At 72.4% G+C, this 15425-nt stretch carries 17 protein-coding genes and 1 pseudogene; 6 read left to right on the forward strand and 12 right to left on the reverse strand.

Translation table 11 applies throughout. The features are described from left to right. Positions 1–3: 3 nt before the first annotated feature. The 3 genes from ispF to KBX50_RS27025 are packed head-to-tail and all read right to left on the reverse strand — an operon-like array spanning position 4 to position 1740. A complete protein-coding gene (gene ispF / locus KBX50_RS27015; protein ID WP_210940500.1) occupies positions 4–489 on the reverse strand; it encodes a 2-C-methyl-D-erythritol 2,4-cyclodiphosphate synthase in 486 nt (161 codons plus the stop codon). A 13-nt stretch (positions 490–502) separates the two neighbouring features. Next, complete coding sequence (gene ispD, locus KBX50_RS27020) at positions 503–1198, reverse strand: 2-C-methyl-D-erythritol 4-phosphate cytidylyltransferase (RefSeq protein WP_210940484.1); 696 nt, start codon at positions 1196–1198, stop codon at positions 503–505. 56 nt (positions 1199–1254) lie between these two features. Beyond that, on the reverse strand, positions 1255–1740 hold the full coding sequence (locus tag KBX50_RS27025; protein ID WP_007073334.1) for a CarD family transcriptional regulator: 486 nt from the start codon (positions 1738–1740) through the stop codon (positions 1255–1257). Between the two features lie 372 nt (positions 1741–2112). On the opposite strand from KBX50_RS27025, the gene KBX50_RS27030 reads away from it, so the two are divergent. Next, positions 2113–2778 (forward strand): hypothetical protein, encoded by a 666-nt coding sequence (locus tag KBX50_RS27030; protein ID WP_210940485.1) that lies wholly within the window; start codon positions 2113–2115, stop codon positions 2776–2778. A 30-nt stretch (positions 2779–2808) separates the two neighbouring features. Here the strand turns inward: KBX50_RS27030 and KBX50_RS27035 are convergent, their stop codons facing one another. From KBX50_RS27035 to KBX50_RS27050, 4 genes are all read right to left on the reverse strand, one after another. Further along, entirely contained in the window at positions 2809–3420 is a 612-nt protein-coding gene (locus tag KBX50_RS27035; protein ID WP_210940486.1) for a hypothetical protein, read from the reverse strand. A gap of 26 nt (positions 3421–3446) precedes the next feature. Then, a complete protein-coding gene (locus tag KBX50_RS27040; RefSeq protein WP_210940487.1) occupies positions 3447–4496 on the reverse strand; it encodes a type III polyketide synthase in 1050 nt (349 codons plus the stop codon). Positions 4497–4588: 92 nt separating this feature from the next. Next, complete coding sequence (locus KBX50_RS27045) at positions 4589–5758, reverse strand: acyl-CoA dehydrogenase family protein (protein ID WP_210940488.1); 1170 nt, start codon at positions 5756–5758, stop codon at positions 4589–4591. Positions 5759–5805: 47 nt separating this feature from the next. After that, the gene (locus KBX50_RS27050) at positions 5806–6543 is read right to left on the reverse strand and encodes a methyltransferase domain-containing protein (protein WP_210940489.1); all 738 of its coding nucleotides are present in this window, start codon (positions 6541–6543) and stop codon (positions 5806–5808) included. A gap of 46 nt (positions 6544–6589) precedes the next feature. Here KBX50_RS27050 and KBX50_RS27055 point away from each other — a divergent pair, with 46 nt between their 5' ends. The 4 genes from KBX50_RS27055 (at position 6590) to disA (ending at position 11151) form a co-directional block, all read left to right on the forward strand. Further along, positions 6590–7429, forward strand: coding sequence for a UbiA family prenyltransferase (locus KBX50_RS27055; protein ID WP_210940490.1), 840 nt, complete (start codon positions 6590–6592; stop codon positions 7427–7429). Positions 7430–7568: 139 nt separating this feature from the next. Beyond that, positions 7569–8300: a hypothetical protein gene (locus tag KBX50_RS27060; RefSeq protein WP_210940491.1), complete on the forward strand. Its 732-nt coding sequence runs from the start codon at positions 7569–7571 to the stop codon at positions 8298–8300. Positions 8301–8378: 78 nt separating this feature from the next. After that, complete coding sequence (radA, locus tag KBX50_RS27065) at positions 8379–9875, forward strand: DNA repair protein RadA (protein ID WP_247674511.1); 1497 nt, start codon at positions 8379–8381, stop codon at positions 9873–9875. Positions 9876–9972: 97 nt separating this feature from the next. Continuing rightward, positions 9973–11151 carry a DNA integrity scanning diadenylate cyclase DisA gene (gene disA / locus KBX50_RS27070; RefSeq protein WP_210940492.1) on the forward strand — a complete coding sequence of 393 codons (1179 nt, stop codon included), beginning with the start codon at positions 9973–9975 and terminating at the stop codon, positions 11149–11151. Between the two features lie 69 nt (positions 11152–11220). Here the strand turns inward: disA and KBX50_RS27075 are convergent, their stop codons facing one another. The 3 genes from KBX50_RS27075 to KBX50_RS27085 all read right to left on the reverse strand — a co-directional run bounded on the left by KBX50_RS27075 (position 11221) and on the right by KBX50_RS27085 (position 13192). Next, complete coding sequence (locus tag KBX50_RS27075) at positions 11221–11952, reverse strand: hypothetical protein (RefSeq protein ID WP_210940493.1); 732 nt, start codon at positions 11950–11952, stop codon at positions 11221–11223. Positions 11953–12089: 137 nt separating this feature from the next. Continuing rightward, positions 12090–12683 (reverse strand): peptide deformylase, encoded by a 594-nt coding sequence (locus KBX50_RS27080; protein WP_307871085.1) that lies wholly within the window; start codon positions 12681–12683, stop codon positions 12090–12092. Then, positions 12680–13192: a glycine cleavage system protein R gene (locus KBX50_RS27085; RefSeq protein WP_210940494.1), complete on the reverse strand. Its 513-nt coding sequence runs from the start codon at positions 13190–13192 to the stop codon at positions 12680–12682. Before KBX50_RS27085 ends, KBX50_RS27080 begins: the two co-directional genes overlap by 4 nt. Before the next feature lie 94 nt (positions 13193–13286). On the opposite strand from KBX50_RS27085, the gene KBX50_RS27090 reads away from it, so the two are divergent. Beyond that, positions 13287–14189, forward strand: a complete 903-nt coding sequence (locus KBX50_RS27090; RefSeq protein WP_210940503.1) for an A/G-specific adenine glycosylase — start codon at positions 13287–13289, stop codon at positions 14187–14189. A 56-nt stretch (positions 14190–14245) separates the two neighbouring features. On the opposite strand, the gene KBX50_RS27095 is transcribed toward KBX50_RS27090, so the two are convergent. Together KBX50_RS27095 and KBX50_RS27100 are read right to left on the reverse strand one after the other, a co-directional pair. After that, on the reverse strand, positions 14246–14899 hold the full coding sequence (locus KBX50_RS27095; protein WP_210940504.1) for a C39 family peptidase: 654 nt from the start codon (positions 14897–14899) through the stop codon (positions 14246–14248). A 302-nt stretch (positions 14900–15201) separates the two neighbouring features. Continuing rightward, positions 15202–15425 (reverse strand): annotated as a pseudogene (locus KBX50_RS27100) (ATP-dependent Clp protease ATP-binding subunit ClpC); the annotation flags it as partial.

Consider the following 15425-nt stretch of genomic DNA (forward strand, 5'->3'; position numbering starts at 1 on the left):
AGCCTAGGCGCTCGGCTGCTCGTACACCAGGGCGACCGCGATCCCGGCGAGCCCCTCACCGCGCCCGGTGAAGCCCAGGCCGTCGGTGGTGGCGGCGGAAACGGTGACCGACGCCCCGACGGCCTCCGACAGCACCCGCTGGGCCTCGTCCCGACGTGGGCCGATCTTCGGCCGGAGCCCGACCACCTGCACGGACACGTTCCCGATGGCGAAGCCGGCGGAGCGTACCCGGCGGGCCGTCTCGGTGAGCAGCGCCACCCCGCTGGCCCCGGCCCACTCGGGCTGCCCCACACCGAAGTTGGCACCGAGATCACCGAGACCGGCGGCGGAGAGCAGCGCGTTACAGGCGGCGTGGGCGGCCACGTCCGCATCCGAGTGCCCGGCCAGGCCGTCCTGCTCCGGCCAGTACAGACCGGCCACCCAGCAGGGCCGACCCGCCTCGAAGGCATGCACGTCGGTCCCGATGGCCACCCGAGGAACGATCATGATCCGAGGGTACGCGCTACCGTCCGGTCGCCAGCAGATGCTCGGCCAGCGCCAGGTCGAACGGCCTGGTGATCTTCAGAGCGTGCTCCGAACCGGGCACGCAGTGCACCGGCACGCCCAGTTTCTCCACCAGCCCGGCGTCGTCGGTGAGGGCATCGGCGGCAGCGGCGTGGGCGGCGGCCAGCACCGCCCGGCGGAATCCCTGGGGGGTCTGCACGGCGCGCAACGCAGCCCGGTCGACGGTGCCGAGCACCTTCTCGCCCGCGTCGACCTCCTTGATCGTGTCGACGACCGGCAGCACCGGGATCACCGCGTCATGGCCCGCCCGGACCGCCGCCGCCACCGATTCCACGAGCGCGGGCGGGGTGAGTGCGCGAGCCGCGTCGTGCACCAGGACGATCCCGGGACCGGCGGGTACCGCGGCGAGCGCGGCGGCCACCGAGGCCTGCCGTTCCGCACCACCGGGGACCACGGTCACCGGGGCGATCGGTGCGAGCAGCTCACCCACGGCCGCCACCTCCGCGACCGGTGCGGCCACCACGATGCTGTGCACCGAGGGGGCTTCGGCCAACCGACGAACCGCGTGTACCAGCAGCGGCTCACCGGCCAGCAGCCGAAGTGCCTTCGGTCGACCGGGCCCGAGGCGTACGCCGGCACCGGCCGCAGGCACGAGGACCGCGACGTCACCGCACGGATTGAGCTGCGCGGTCACGTCGCGGTCCTCGACGGTTTGTTCGCTACGAATCGGGTACGACGATGCTGTGCGGACTAGGCCTCCGTCAGCACCTTGTCGAGCAGCGTCTCCGCCTCGTCCTTGGTGCTCTTCTCGGCCAGCGCGACCTCGCCGACCAGAATGTCGCGGGCCTTGGCGAGCATGCGCTTCTCGCCCGCGGACAGCCCCCGCTCCCGCTCGCGACGCCACAGGTCACGGACGACCTCGGCCACCTTCAGCGGGTTACCGGAAGCCAGCTTCTCCAAATTCGCCTTGTAACGCCGCGACCAGTTGGTCGGCTCCTCGGTGTGCGGAGCCCGGAGAACGTCGAAGACCTTGCCGAGGCCCTCTTCGCCAACCACCTCGCGCACACCCACGATCTCGGCGTTCTCGGCCGGTACCCGGACCGTCAGGTCACCCTGCGCGACCCTCAGGACGAGGTACTGCTTGGGCTCGCCCTTGATGACCCGAGTCTCGATTGCCTCGATGAGTGCGGCCCCGTGGTGGGGGTAAACAACGGTCTCGCCGACACTGAAAACCATAGGTTCGAAACCCCTTTCGCTGTGTCTAGGGTAACACGCTCAGGCACCGATGTCTCACCGCTGTCCTGACCGTTGGCGCAGCTCAGGGGCCCTGTGAGAGGTATTTCTTCGGCTTGACAGACCATCCAGACGATGATTCGAACACGTTGAGTAACCTTGGGATGACCCCCGGACACCACTGGAATGGACGTGGAGATCCGGGAGAACAAGCGCCGAGGCCCTGCAACACACCCGCTGGAGATCAAGGGCTACGCACCCGTTCCATGATATCCCGCCGCAGTCCGACGCGGGCAGCGGTAGCGGTACCCGGCCTGGTGCGGGACGCTTGAGGGGTGCCGCGTCCGCACACCCGTGAGGTTCCAGGGGGTTGTAATGGGCAAGGCTGACGCCGATGGTCCCGGGCTGCCTGACCTGCCGCCGGAATGGGGCCGGGTGGTCGTCCCGGACGACATCGCTGCCCTGGCCGACGAGGCGGAACTGATCCGCCGTGAGCTGCGACGGGCAGCGGCGGACCAGCGCCGCTGGCGTCCACCCGCCGCACCGGTGATCGTGCTGATCGTCGCGCTCCTGACCACCCTCGCCGGCCTGGCCGCCGTCACCTGGCCCAGGGCCAGCCGGACCGGGCCGGACGCGGGTACGCCCGACCCGGCACCGGCGCAGCTGACCGGTCGCCCCCTGCCCGCGCTCGACCTGGTCGACGGCGGGCAGTCGCCGGTGCCGCTGCGCGGGCTGCTGCCGGTGGTGGTGCTGCTGGTGGACGGATGTGCCTGCCCGGAGCAGGTGGCCGCGGCGGCAGCGGCGGCACCGGCCGGGGTGACCGTGGTCAGCGTGGCCGCTGCCCGGCCACGGGCAGCGCCGCCGGGGGTGCGCTCGCTCGCCGACCCGGCCGGCGGTCTGCGCGCCTTCCTGCACCTGCCGGCCAGTCAGGACGGCGTGACCGCCCTGCTCGCCGACCGCACCGGCCGGATCACGCTGGTGGTGCCCGAGGTCGCCTCGATCGCCGACCACCACGCCGAACTGTCCCGGCTGGCTGATTGACCCGCCCGGTACGCAGACCACCGGGATCGCTCAGTTCAAGGCGATCAATCGGGCCTCGATCTGGACCGGCTCCGACCCGGCTGGCGAGAACGACAACCGGGCCGCGGCACCGGTGCCGGTGAGCTCCATCATGACCTGCCCGCCGTCGCAGCCCACCGTCATCGGGGCCGCTGACCGGGCGCCGGCGACGGCCACCAGCAACTCGCCCGGACCGGTGCAGCGCAGGCGCAACAGGTGCCGCTCGCCCCGCTCCATCCGGGTCTGCCGGACGATGGCCGCACCGGAACTGAGCCTCGCCGACTCGGTCCAGACCAGCTCGGTCCCGCCCACGTACCAGCCGCTCGGCGCGGCGGAACCCGTGGCCGGGCGCTCCGCCGGCCCGTCGTCCACCCCGACCACCGCGCCGGTGCGCGCGTCGACCAGGACGGAGGAGGCGGCATTCGGAACCTCGGACACCGTGCCACCGGTGACCGGGTTCTCCCGCCAGGACGTGACCGCCGACGACCCGCCCGGCGCGAGGCCCACGCCGGTCTGCGCCTCCGGTGCCGCTACCCGCCACCACCAGCCGCCGAGGGTCAGCGCCACCACCGCGACGGCGGTCAACAGGGCCCCGCGTAGCCGATGGATGGCATCGACGTCCATACCTGAAGGGTAGCTCTGTTGGATGGTCAGGCGCTTCGTTCCAGCAGAGCGGCGTAGAGGGTCAGCCCTGGCCCGAAGGCCAGCATCACCACCCGACGTGGTGCCGGCGCCGACCGGAACAGGCGGTCGAGGATCAACAACACCGTCGGCGAGGAACAGTTGCCGTGCTCGTTGAGCGTCTCCCGGGACGCCGCCAACGCTGCCGGCGCCAGCCCCAACTCACGCTCCACCACGTTGAGGATGCGTGGGCCGCCCGGGTGCACGGCCCAGCCGTCCACTTCCGACCGGCGGGTGCCGTGCCGGGCCAGCACCTCGTCGACCAGACCCCGGACGTGCCTCGACAGCACCTGCGGCACCTTCGGCGACAGTCCCATCCGGAAGCCGGTGTCGGTCACCTCCCAGGTCATGTGATCGGCGGTGGAGGTGTCGGTCACCGAGGCGACCTCGCGTACGGCGTACCCCCGCCCGCCGGGAACGACCGCCGCGGCGACCGCGGCATCGGAGAAGAGCGCGTGGGAGACGATCTGCTGGGTGTCCATCCGGGCCGAGGAGGGTTGCAGGTGCAGGCTGGTCAGCTCGGCGCAGAGCAGCAGCGCAGGACGCCCCCGCGCAGTGACGAAGTCACCCACCGCGCCCAACCCCGGCAGCGCCGCGTAGCAGCCCATGTGACCGACGAACATCCGCTGGGTCGTCGCGGCCATGCCCAGATCCCGGGCGAGCAGAATGTCCAGCCCCGGAGTGGCGTACCCGGTGCACGAGCACACCACGAAGAGGCCGACGTCACGGGCGTCCAGCCCGGCGGCGGTCAACGCCCGGCCGACCGCCTCCTTACCCAGCGGCAACGCCTCGACCTGGTAACGGAGCATCCGTCGCTCGGTCGGCCAGTCGGAGACGTCCTCAAGCAACGGGTTGACCGCTGCCTGCCGCCGGGTCACCCCGGAGTGCGCGAATATCCGCTCGGCCAGCGCGCGGGTGGAGCCGGAGAAGTGCTGGGAGAAGAACTTGTCCCACAGCTCCTGCTGGTCAGCCGAGGGCGGATGGGCCGTGCCAAGGCCCGCGATCACCGGTACGGACACGGTCCCACCTTCCTCTCGCAAGCTCACATCTGACGCTCGCCAGTCCCGCTCCCGGTCGCGACCGCAGGGCCGACAGGCTCATTCCCTCACGCTCACCAACGAGGACTCGATCCGTCACGGTCCGGGTCACCGCCGAGTGTGGCGATGCCGAGCCAGTCGGCACAGACGTCGGAGGTGGCCGGGTGCAGCGACCCGCAACGGGCGTCGCGGTACAGGCGTTCCAGCGGATGGCCCCGTCGGGTGGCGGAGGTGCCCGCCGCCTCCAGCATGGAGGCTGCCACGTCCGCCGCGGTCGTACCGGCCAGCAGCTTCGCCCGCCACACCCACCGGTTGGTCTCCTCGTCGCCCGGCGCGTCGTCCACCCGTCGGGCCGCCTCGGCTACCACCAGTTCCGCCGCCGCCACCGCGGCGTCGGCGCGACCCAGCCGGGCGCGTACCGCCGGCAGCCCGGCGAGGTTCCGGGCGTTCAGGTGTTCCGCGGCCGCGTCGATCGCCGCCCGGGCCACCCCCACGTAGACGGCCGCGTAGCTGGCCACCAGCCAGTGCGGCATGAGCTGAGCCACCACCAGGGCCAGCCCTTCGACCCCGCCGAGCAGCCGGTCGGTCCCGACGGTCACGTCGAGGTGCAGGTCGTGCGAGGCGGTGGCGCGCATGCCGAGGGCGTCCCAGGTCGGCTCGACGGTGAGACCCTCGCCGGCCGGAACCAGGAACTGCGAGACCACCGACGGGTCGGCGGCGCTGCGGGCCGCCACCAGGTAACCGTCGGCGTGACCGGCACCGGAACAGAAGGTCTTGCTGCCCTTGATCCGCCAGCCGCCGTCGACCGGTTCGTAGACCGTGGCGAGCTGGGACAGCCGGGCACCCGCGCCCCGCTCGCTCATGGCGACCGCGTACCACGCACCGTCGGCCGCCGCCCGCAACAGGCGGTCGCGGGCAGCCAGTGCCTCCGCCGGTACGCCGAGCGCCTCGGCCAGTTCCTCGGTGACCGCGCCGAGCGCGCCGGTGACCGAGGCGTGCATGTTGAACACCAGCGCGGTGGCGCCGTTGCCCCGGGCCAGTTCGGTGGCGACGGCCGCGTACGCCGCGAAGGTGGCGCCGCTGCCACCCAACTCGGCGGGAACCATCAGCCCGAACAGTCCCGCCTCGCGCAGGTCGGTGAAGTCGTCGACCGGAAACGAGCCGTCCCGGTCGTGGGCGGCGGCCCGCGCCGCCAGCCGGGGCGCCAGCCGCCGGGCCGCCGCCGCTCCACTGCGCTCGGTCATGGATGGAACCCCCTCTTCGGCCATTGCCATACCCTCACCTGGATCAGCTATCCGTCGCGTACGCCATGGCCCTGGTAGAGCACGGCCCTCGACCCGGTCGGCACGATGCGCGGTGCCTGACCGGCCGGCGTCGCAGCACCCGTCGCCTGCCGGAACAGCCACCGCAGCAACCCCGGTACCGCCGGCCGGACACCACGGACCCGCAGGTCGACGCCGTGTCGGGCGCACTCGGCGACCAGCTCGCGATCGTCCACGAACAACCGAGGATCGTGGATGCCACGCGGCACGGTGGGCAGACGTTCGGCGACTCGAACCGCGACCAGCCGGGCCAGCGCGGTGTCGTTGAGGGTGTCCAGCACCAGCAGGCCGCCCGGCCGCAGCAGGCGGCACGCCTCGGCCACCGCCGCCCGCCAGTCCGGGACGTGCTCCAGCAACTCGCCGGCGGCGACCACGTCGGCGCAGCCGTCGCGGAGCGGTACCGCCGTGGCGTCGCCGTTGACCGCCGTCACTCCGTGCGCCGCCGCCTGCGCCAGTGCCGAGCGGGTGAGGTCCACCCCCACGTGTCGGTAGCCCTTCCCGGCCAGGTGGGGGGCGAGCAGCCCCGCCCCGCAGCCCAGGTCGACCAGGAGCGCACCCGGTCGCGTCGTCGGGGGCACCAGCGCGGCCCGCGCCCGGGCCAGCCAGTGCAGCATGGCGAACACGCCGTCTGGCCGCCACCACTCGTCCGCCAGGTCGTCGTACTGGCGCGGATCGTTGCGGGGCAGCACGCGGCCGGCGTCACGCATGGCAACGAGCGTGGCACGACTCCCCGGTAACGACCAGACTTCCGTTATGTCGTCGACGGTGTTAGGGCTGGTCAGAGCGAGCCATCCGGAGCCGACCGCGGCGGTCACCACAGTGGCTGGTCTGCTCGCCGTCGGTGTCGGGCATCCACCCGGCGGCGTCGTCGCGGTGGTGCTCACCGTGGCCGCCAGCCAGTTCACCGTCGGGTGGACCAACGACCTGCTCGACGTGGACCGGGATGCCGCGGTCGGGCGTACCGACAAGCCGTTGGCCGCCGGCGCGCTGAGCCGGCGTACCGTCGCGGTGGCCGCCGCCGTGGCCGCCACCGCGACCGTGGCACTGGCCCTGACCACCAACCCGACGGCGGCGATCTGCGCCACCGTCGCTCTGGTCTCGGCGTTGCTCTACGACTGGCCGCTGAAGTCCACCCCGATCTCGGTGCTGCCGTACGCGATCTCCTTCGGTGCGCTGCCCGCCTTCGTGGTGCTGGCACTGCCCGACGCTCCGCCGCCCCCGGCCTGGCTGGTGGTCGCGGCGGCGTTGCTCGGTGCGGGGGCCCATTTCGCCAACGTGCTGCCCGACTTCGCCGACGACGCCCGGACCGGGGTCCGTGGGCTGCCGCACCGGCTCGGTGCGACGGGCAGCCGGGCGGCCGCCGTCGGGCTGCTGATCGCGGCGACCGTCACGCTGGTGCTCGGGCCGCCCGGGCCGCCGACGGGCGTGGGCCTCGCGGCCGTCGGCGCCACCGTCGTGATCTTCATCGTGGCCTGGTACGCGGGCCGGGCCGGGGACACCGCCGGAGCCCGGCCGGTGGCCGCCTTCCGGGCGGTGCTCCTGGTCGCCCTGATCGACGTCGCCCTGCTGGTCACGAACGGTCGGCTCGGCTGAGCCTCCCCCCGGCAGGTGGTCGCACCGGGTCGGCGTGCGGGCCACGATCAGCTCCAACTACCCTGGAGCCCGGTCTGCGCGGGCATGGCCAGCGGTTCCGGCGGGTAAGCCGGGTGTGATCGTGACGAGGAGGACCGACGTGAGGCGCTCGATCAGGGGTTCCCGGCGGGCTGCCGTGCTGCTGCCCGGGATCGCGGCGGCAGCCGGGCTGCTGCTGTCCGGATGCGGCGCCGGCCAGATCTCCGAGACGGCCAACAAGGTGCCGTCGGTCCAGGGCGCCAACCTCGCGGCCGGCGACGGCAAGTACGCCGTACGCGGTGCCCTGGTCGCCTATCCCGGTGTCGAGGGCTACCAGGCCGGCGACAACGCCCTGCTCAACGTCGTTCTCTACAACGACTCGGCGGACCCGGTGACGGTGACGGTCACCTCGTCGAACGCCCGCGAGGTGGTGCTCACCTCGGTCGCCGCCGCGACCAGCCCATCACCCACCGCGTCGCCGACCGCGTCCCCGTCACCGGAGCAGTCCCCGGAGGGCTCCCCCTCACCGGACAACTCCGCCTCACCGGACAGCTCGCCCGCACCGGACGAATCTCCGTCGCCCAGCCCGACCGAATCGCCCTCGGCCGGTCCGGCCCGGATCGAGATTCCCCCGCTGAGCTACGTGCAGCTCAACACCGAGGGCGAGCAGGTGCTTCAGCTCGTCGGGCTGAACGAGGCCCTGCTCGCCGGCCAGAACGTCACGCTGACCTTCGACTTCGGCGGCGAGACGGTCACCAGCCCCGCACCGATCGCCGTGCCGCTCACCCCCGCACCCGAGCCGTCGCCGATCATCGAGCGGCACACCGGGTACGAGGGCGAAGGCGGCCACTGAGCCCGACCGACCGGCGTCGCGTACCGCGACCGAACCGGTCCAGGGGAGTTCCGGGGGCGCCCTCGGCGTGGTGCAGCCATGCCGAGGGCGCCCTCGTCGTACCCGGGGGTTAGCGTCGGTCGGGTGAGCATCTCCCGATCGACCCCGTCCCGGGCGGGTACCGGCTCGCGCGGTCGCGCCGCCGCTCGCGAGCCGCGGCCCGCGTACGAGTGCGACGCCTGCGGACACCAGCCACCGAAGTGGGTAGGCCGCTGTCCCGAGTGCGGCGAGTGGGGCTCCGTGGTCGAATGCACGATCACCGGCCCGACCGTCTCCGGTCGGGTGGTGAGTTCCCGGATGCCCGCCGAGCCCGCCCGGCCCATCGCCACCATCAGCGCGGCACCGGCCCGGGCCCGGCCGACCGGGGTCGGCGAGCTGGATCGCGTCCTCGGTGGCGGCCTGGTCCCCGGTGCCGTGGTGCTGCTCGCCGGTGAGCCGGGGGTGGGCAAGTCGACTCTGCTGCTCGACGTCGCCCAGCAGTGGGCCGCCGGAGCGGGCAGCCCGTCGCTGGTGGTCAGCGGTGAGGAGTCGGTCAGCCAGGTGCGGCTGCGGGCGGAGCGCATGGGCACCCTGCACGACCAGCTCTTCCTGGCCGCCGAGAGTGACCTCGCGGCGGTACTCGGCCATCTGGACGCGGTCAAGCCCGGCCTGCTCGTGCTCGACTCGGTACAGACCATCTCCACCACCGGCACCGAGGGCGTACCCGGCGGGGTGACCCAGGTCCGGGCGGTCACCGCCGCCCTGGTCGCGGTGGCCAAGGAACGCGGGGTCGCCACCGTGCTGGTCGGCCACGTCACCAAGGACGGCCAGGTCGCTGGTCCTCGGGTCCTTGAGCATCTGGTCGACGTGGTGCTGCACTTCGAAGGTGACAAGCACTCGTCGCTGCGGATGGTGCGCGGGGTCAAGAACCGGTTCGGCGCCGCCGACGAGGTCGGCTGCTTCGAGATGCACGAGGGCGGCATCAGCAGCCTTGCCGACCCCTCCGGGCTGTTCCTGACCCGTTACTCCGAGCCGGTCCCGGGCACCTGTGTGACGGTGGCGATGGAGGGCCGCCGGGCACTGCTCACCGAGGTACAGGCGCTGATCGGCGCCACCGTGGCCGGGTCGCCCCGGCGTACCGTCTCCGGGCTGGACTCCGCCCGGCTGGCGATGGTGCTGGCGGTGCTCCAGCGCCGGACCGAACGGCTCACCCTGCACGACCGGGAGGTCTTCGCGGCCACCGTGGGCGGCATCCGGGTGGTGGAGCCCGCGGCCGACCTCGCGGTCGCCCTCGCCGTCGCCTCCGGAGGGCTCAACCTGGCGATCGCACCGCACCTGGTGGCGATCGGCGAGGTCGGCCTCACCGGCGAGGTGCGCCGGGTGGGCGCGGTGCCGCGCCGGTTGGCCGAGGCCGCCCGGCTCGGTTTCCGGCTGGCCCTCGTACCTCCCGGTTGCGGGCCCACCAGCACGGGTGCCGGCCCGGAGCAGATGCGCGTGATCGAGGTCACCGACGTGCGTTCGGCGTTGCAGGCCGCCGCGCGGGCGTCGGCGGAGTGAGCCGTCCACCGGTCGGGTCGGGCAGGGCGGGCGGAATCGTGACACATCACAGTAACCGCGAGAGCACCCACCGCACGGCAGTCCGTAGACTGTGCCCGTGCCGATCGACCGCGATACCACCAAGCCAGCCGGCGCGACGCCCCACGCCCGCACCGCTGCCGTGGGCTCGCCCGCCCGACCCATCAGCGTGAGCGTGACCGGGGGCGGCGTCGCCGGCGACCCGCTGCGCGCCAACCTTGCCCTGATGGCGCCGGGCACCGCACTACGCGACGGGCTGGAGCGGATCCTGCGGGGTCGGACGGGCGCGCTGATCGTCCTGGGCTACGACAAGGTGGTCGAAGGGCTCTGCACGGGTGGCTTTCCGCTGGACGTCGAGTTCTCCGCGACCCGGGTCCGGGAGCTGTGCAAGATGGACGGCGCGGTGGTGCTCTCCAGCGACGGCACCCGGATCGTCCGGGCGGCGGTCCACCTGATGCCCGATCCGACGATCCCGACCGAGGAGTCCGGCACCCGGCACCGCACCGCGGAGCGGGTGGCCCGGCAGACCGGCTACCCGGTCATCTCGGTCAGCCAGTCCATGCGCATCATCAGCCTCTACGTCAACGGCCAGCGGCACGTGCTGGACGACTCGGCAGCGATTCTCTCCCGTGCGAACCAGGCGCTGGCCACCTTGGAACGGTACAAACTCCGCCTCGACGAGGTCTCCGGCACCCTGTCCGCCCTGGAGATCGAGGATCTGGTCACCGTACGCGACGCGGTGGCCGTGGTGCAGCGGCTGGAGATGGTCCGGCGGATCGCCGACGAGATCGCCGGCTATGTGGTCGAGCTGGGCACCGACGGGCGGTTGCTCGCCCTTCAGCTGGACGAGTTGATGGCTGGCGTCGACGCCGACCGCACCCTGGTCATTCGGGACTACCTGCCCACCGGCCGCAAGTCCCGGACCCTCGACGAGGCGCTGGTCGAGCTGGACCTGCTCAGCGCCACCGAGCTGATCGATCTGGTCTCGGTCGCCAAGGCGATCGGCTACCCGGCCGCCTCGGACGCGCTGGACGCGGCGGTCAGCCCGCGCGGCTTCCGGCTGCTGGCGAAGGTGCCCCGCCTTCCGGTGGCCGTGGTCGACCGGCTGGTGTTGCACTTCGGCAGCCTGCAACGGCTGCTCGGTGCCACGGTGGAGGACCTGCAAGCGGTCGACGGCGTCGGTGACGCCCGGGCCCGGGGCGTACGCGAGGGACTGTCGCGGCTGGCCGAGGCGTCCATCCTGGAACGCTACGTCTAGGCCGTGCGTCGAAGTCCCCGGTCGAGTCGAGGCTCGGCCGGTGGTTTGGCCGAGCGACCCGAGCGCCGACTACCTGAGGACCAGCTTCGCCGGCTGGCTCCGCTTGGTGCCCACCCGGGCGAAAACCTCGTACGTCCCGGCCGGCACGGCCGGTCCGTTGGCCACGCCGTCGGCGCACCGGCTGCTGTCCCTGCCGTTCCAGTTGACCTGGTAGGAGCGTTCGAAGCCGGGGGTGAAGGACTGCACGTCCGACCCGGCGGCCGTGCCACAGGTGTCCGAGGACCAGACCACCTCGGCACCGGCCTTGATGTACAACTCCTGGGCGGTCGCGCCGACGTCTCGGCTGCACGTCCGGTCGGACCTGTTACGGATCTTCAGGTTCAGGTCGACATGGGCCCCCGAGGCGGCCTGCGTCGGCAGCGCCACGGCGGTCACCGAAAGTTCGGTGTCCGCACAATTGCCTTCGTCCGCGACCGGATCGACCGCTGGCGGGTCGTTGCTGAGGCTCGGCTCGTTCTCCGGGGCGGACGGGTCGGCACCGTCCCCTGGATCAGCGGGGTCGGCACCGGCATCACCGGACGGCGGCGCACCGGTCTGCGGCGTCAGCACCGACCCGGTCGGGTCCGGCGTGCCGGTCGCCACGCCCGAGTCGGGTTGGCCGTCGCCGGTCGCGTCGTTGCCCCCGGTGGGCCCGTTACACGAATAGAACAGGACAATCAGGAAGAGCAGCACCGCACCGAGCACGACGGCGCGACGCCGCCAGTACACGGTGGGAGGCAGAGGGCCGACCGTCAGACGCATGATGCCCCCACCGTAGCGGCGGCGCGTGCGGCGGACGCCAGCGACGCGCCGTGGCTCCTCCGTCCCATCGGATCCGACCCTCCATTCACGACGGTACGCACCGACGACGGTCACTCAGCGCGACCGTCCGGGTCGACTCAGAGGTAGACCTTCCGCTGGTAGATCGCGTGCGCGCCGGCCACCCGGTCCAGAAAGAGCAGGCCAGCGCAATGGTCGATTTCGTGTTGCAGGGCGCGCGCCTCGAAACCGTCGGTAACCAGGCGTACGGTTTCACCGCTGCCGGGCAGCGCCCCTTCCACCACCAGCCGGCTCGCGCGCTTCACGTCGCCGGTCAGGTCCGGCACCGACATGCACCCTTCCCGACCTGCCTTCCACCGGGTGGCCTCGACGACCCGGGCGTTGCAGAGCACGAAGACGCCGTGCCCGGTGACCGTCTTGGGATGCCCGGTGACGTCCACCGCGAAGAGTTGGGCGCTCACCCCGACCTGGGGGGCGGCCAAGCCCACACAGCCGGGCGACACCCGCATGGTGGCGATCAGGTCGGCAGCCAGCCGCACCGTCTCGTCGGCGGTCGGATCGACCTCCCCTCCCGGCCGGCTGAGCACCGGGTCGGGGGCGGAGACCACCGGGACGACCCGGCCAGCGCCGAGTGTCTCGGGAGCCCAGTCACCGAGACCCACGTACGCGTCGGCCTGCGGGCCCGGGTTCGACACGTCCGGTGCGCCGCTCACAGCAGATCCGGTTCGGCGGGCCGGAGGGTCACCTCGACGCCGAGACCGGCGGCTGCCTCCGCCAGCCGGCCGCCGAGCGCGTCGGCGGTACCGAGGGGCAGTTCCACCTCGGCCACCACCACGTAGAGCGTCCCCGCCAAACGGGTGCTCAGGTCGGTGACGTTGCCGCCAGCCTCGGTCAGCACCCGGGTCATCGCGGCCACGATGCCCATCCGGTCGGCGCCGTGCACCGCCATCACGTACGGTTCGCCGGCCGGTGCCGTCTCACCGTCGGGCGTCACCGCGCGTACTGTCGCCAGCAGTTGGCCGTCGGCAGCCAGCGGCGCCAGCGCGGTCTCGACCTCGGCGGCGGCCGGGCCGACACATATCAGGGTCATCGCGAAGTGTCCCCGCAGGCGGGTCATGGTGCTGTCGGTGAGGTTGGCGCCGAGCCGGGCGAGCACCTCGGCGACGTCAGCCACGATGCCGGGCCGGTCCCGGCCGATGACGGTGATCGCAAGCTCGTTCATCCGGGCATTCTGCCCGACCGTCAACCGCCGTCGGCGTCGGCCCGCCGACCGTCCGAACGGCGGGATCGGCCTGCGTGACATCATCGGCGACGCGATGACAGAAACCACATTCGCCGGCCGGGTGAGCCGGTGGTACGAGCAGCACGCGCGGGACCTGCCGTGGCGCCGGCCCGAGACGAGCCCCTGGGCGATCCTGGTCAGCGAGGTCATGCTTCAGCAGACCCCGGTCGTCCGGGTGGTGCCCGCCTGGCAGGCGTGGCTGGAGCGCTGGCCGACGCCGGCCGCCCTGGCCGGATCCAGCCCGGCCGAGGCGATCCGCATGTGGGGACGGCTCGGCTATCCCCGTCGGGCGGTCCGGCTGCACGAGTGCGCGGTGGCCATCGTGGAGCGGCACGGCGGTGCGGTGCCGGACCGGTTGGAGCAACTGCTCGCCCTGCCCGGCGTCGGCACGTACACCGCCCGAGCGGTCGCCGCCTTCGCGTACGGCCAGCGTCACCCGGTGGTCGACACGAACGTACGTCGGGTGGTCTGCCGGGCGGTGGCCGGCGAACCGGACGCCGGCCCGACCACCCGCCCCGCCGATCTGGTCGCCACCGAGGAACTGTTGCCCGCCGAACCGGCCGCGGCGGCCCTGGCCAGCGCCGCCATCATGGAGTTGGGGGCGGTCGTCTGCACCGCCCGGTCGCCTCGCTGCGAGGCGTGCCCGGTCGAGTCGACCTGCGCATGGCGGGCCTCGGGACGCCCCGCTCCAGCCGGTCCGACCCGCCGCCCGCAACGGTACGCGGGCACCGACCGCCAGGTACGCGGACTGCTGCTCGGAGTGCTCCGGGAGGCCACCGGCCCAGTGCCGCACCGACGGCTGGACCAGGTGTGGGCGGACGACGTGCAGCGCGCTCGGGCACTCGCCGGACTGGTCGACGACGGTCTGGTCGAGCCGGTCGGTGAGGCATCGTTCCGGTTGATCGGCGACGGTCCTCCGGCACCGGTGGCCAGCTGAAACACGTTCGAGGGCCGACCCCGATCGGGGCCGGCCCTCGACATCCGGTGGGTGGATCAGGCGGAATAGCCCCGGCTGGCGATCCAGTCGGCCAGCGCGTCGGTGCTGATCCAGTACTCGGCTCGGGCGGCGTCGGCCGAGTCGGCGATCTTCATCTGGTCACCGCCGTCGCGGTAACCGGTCACCGCGATGTAGTGCCCACCGTCGAAGGTGTGGCTGCCCCCGTCGAGGTCGGTCGCGGTGCCCACGACGTTGGCCACCACGCCCCGGCCGCTGTCGACGGCGCGGACGACGTCCTCCCGTAGCCGGTCGGTCTCCGCTCGGTCGGCGGCCTGACCGGGGATCTCCACCGTGCGGTAGACATCCTCGCCGGCCTTCCGGTTGAGAGCCTCGGTGATCAGGAAGGCCGAGTCGGTGCCCTGCTCGGTGGTGCCCATCTCGCGGGCCAGGTCATCCTGGGAAACGTCCTTGTTGAGGATGCTCAGGGTGTTACGGACCGCCGCCGGACCGCAGTAGTAGAAGTTCGGCTGGGCCTCGTAGCGCACCTTCAACTGCCGCTCACCCTTGCCGTGCCCCCGCTCGGTCACGGCGGCCAGCGGGTCGGAACTCGGCGGGGCAGCGGTCGCGCTCACCGGGCCGGCGATCATCCCACCGGCGCAGACGGCACCGGCGGCGGTCAGGGCAGCCTTGCGGATCGAACTAGTCATGATCGTTGCCTTCCGTCTCGGGGGATCGACACGACACCAGGAGATGGGAGGTTGCGAGTACCGCGTCGGATGGAGGCGGCGCGGGCGCGCCTGCTCCGGGTCTGCAACGACCTCGGCGGGCCCGGCATTTCCGGGTCGGGGCCGGCCGGGGCGGCCGTCGCGATTACTCCCGGTACAACGACTCCCAGGAGTGGTCCATGCCCCGGCAAACCGTGACCGCCGTCATGACAAAAGCCTATAAAGCGGACATCTGGTTAGGGTGGGCGGCTTACGCCCTGACCCACCCAAACGGCGGCGGCCGAACGTTACTCGTCCGCGCCCGCCGCAGCCGTCCTGCCGCCGAGGTCGGCCGGCACGGCGTCCGGCACCTCCACCGGGCGGTCGGACCCCTTGAAGACGAGCTTGGACTTGTCGATGTCGTTGGGGTCGCCTTCGCAGTCGACCACGACGATCTGTCCTGGGGTGAGTTCGTTGAACAGGATCCGTTCGGACAGGTTGTCCTCGATGTCGCGTTGGATGGTGCGGCGTA

It is taken from the genome of Micromonospora sp. C51, from assembly GCF_018070435.1.
Taxonomy (GTDB): domain Bacteria; phylum Actinomycetota; class Actinomycetes; order Mycobacteriales; family Micromonosporaceae; genus Micromonospora; species Micromonospora sediminimaris.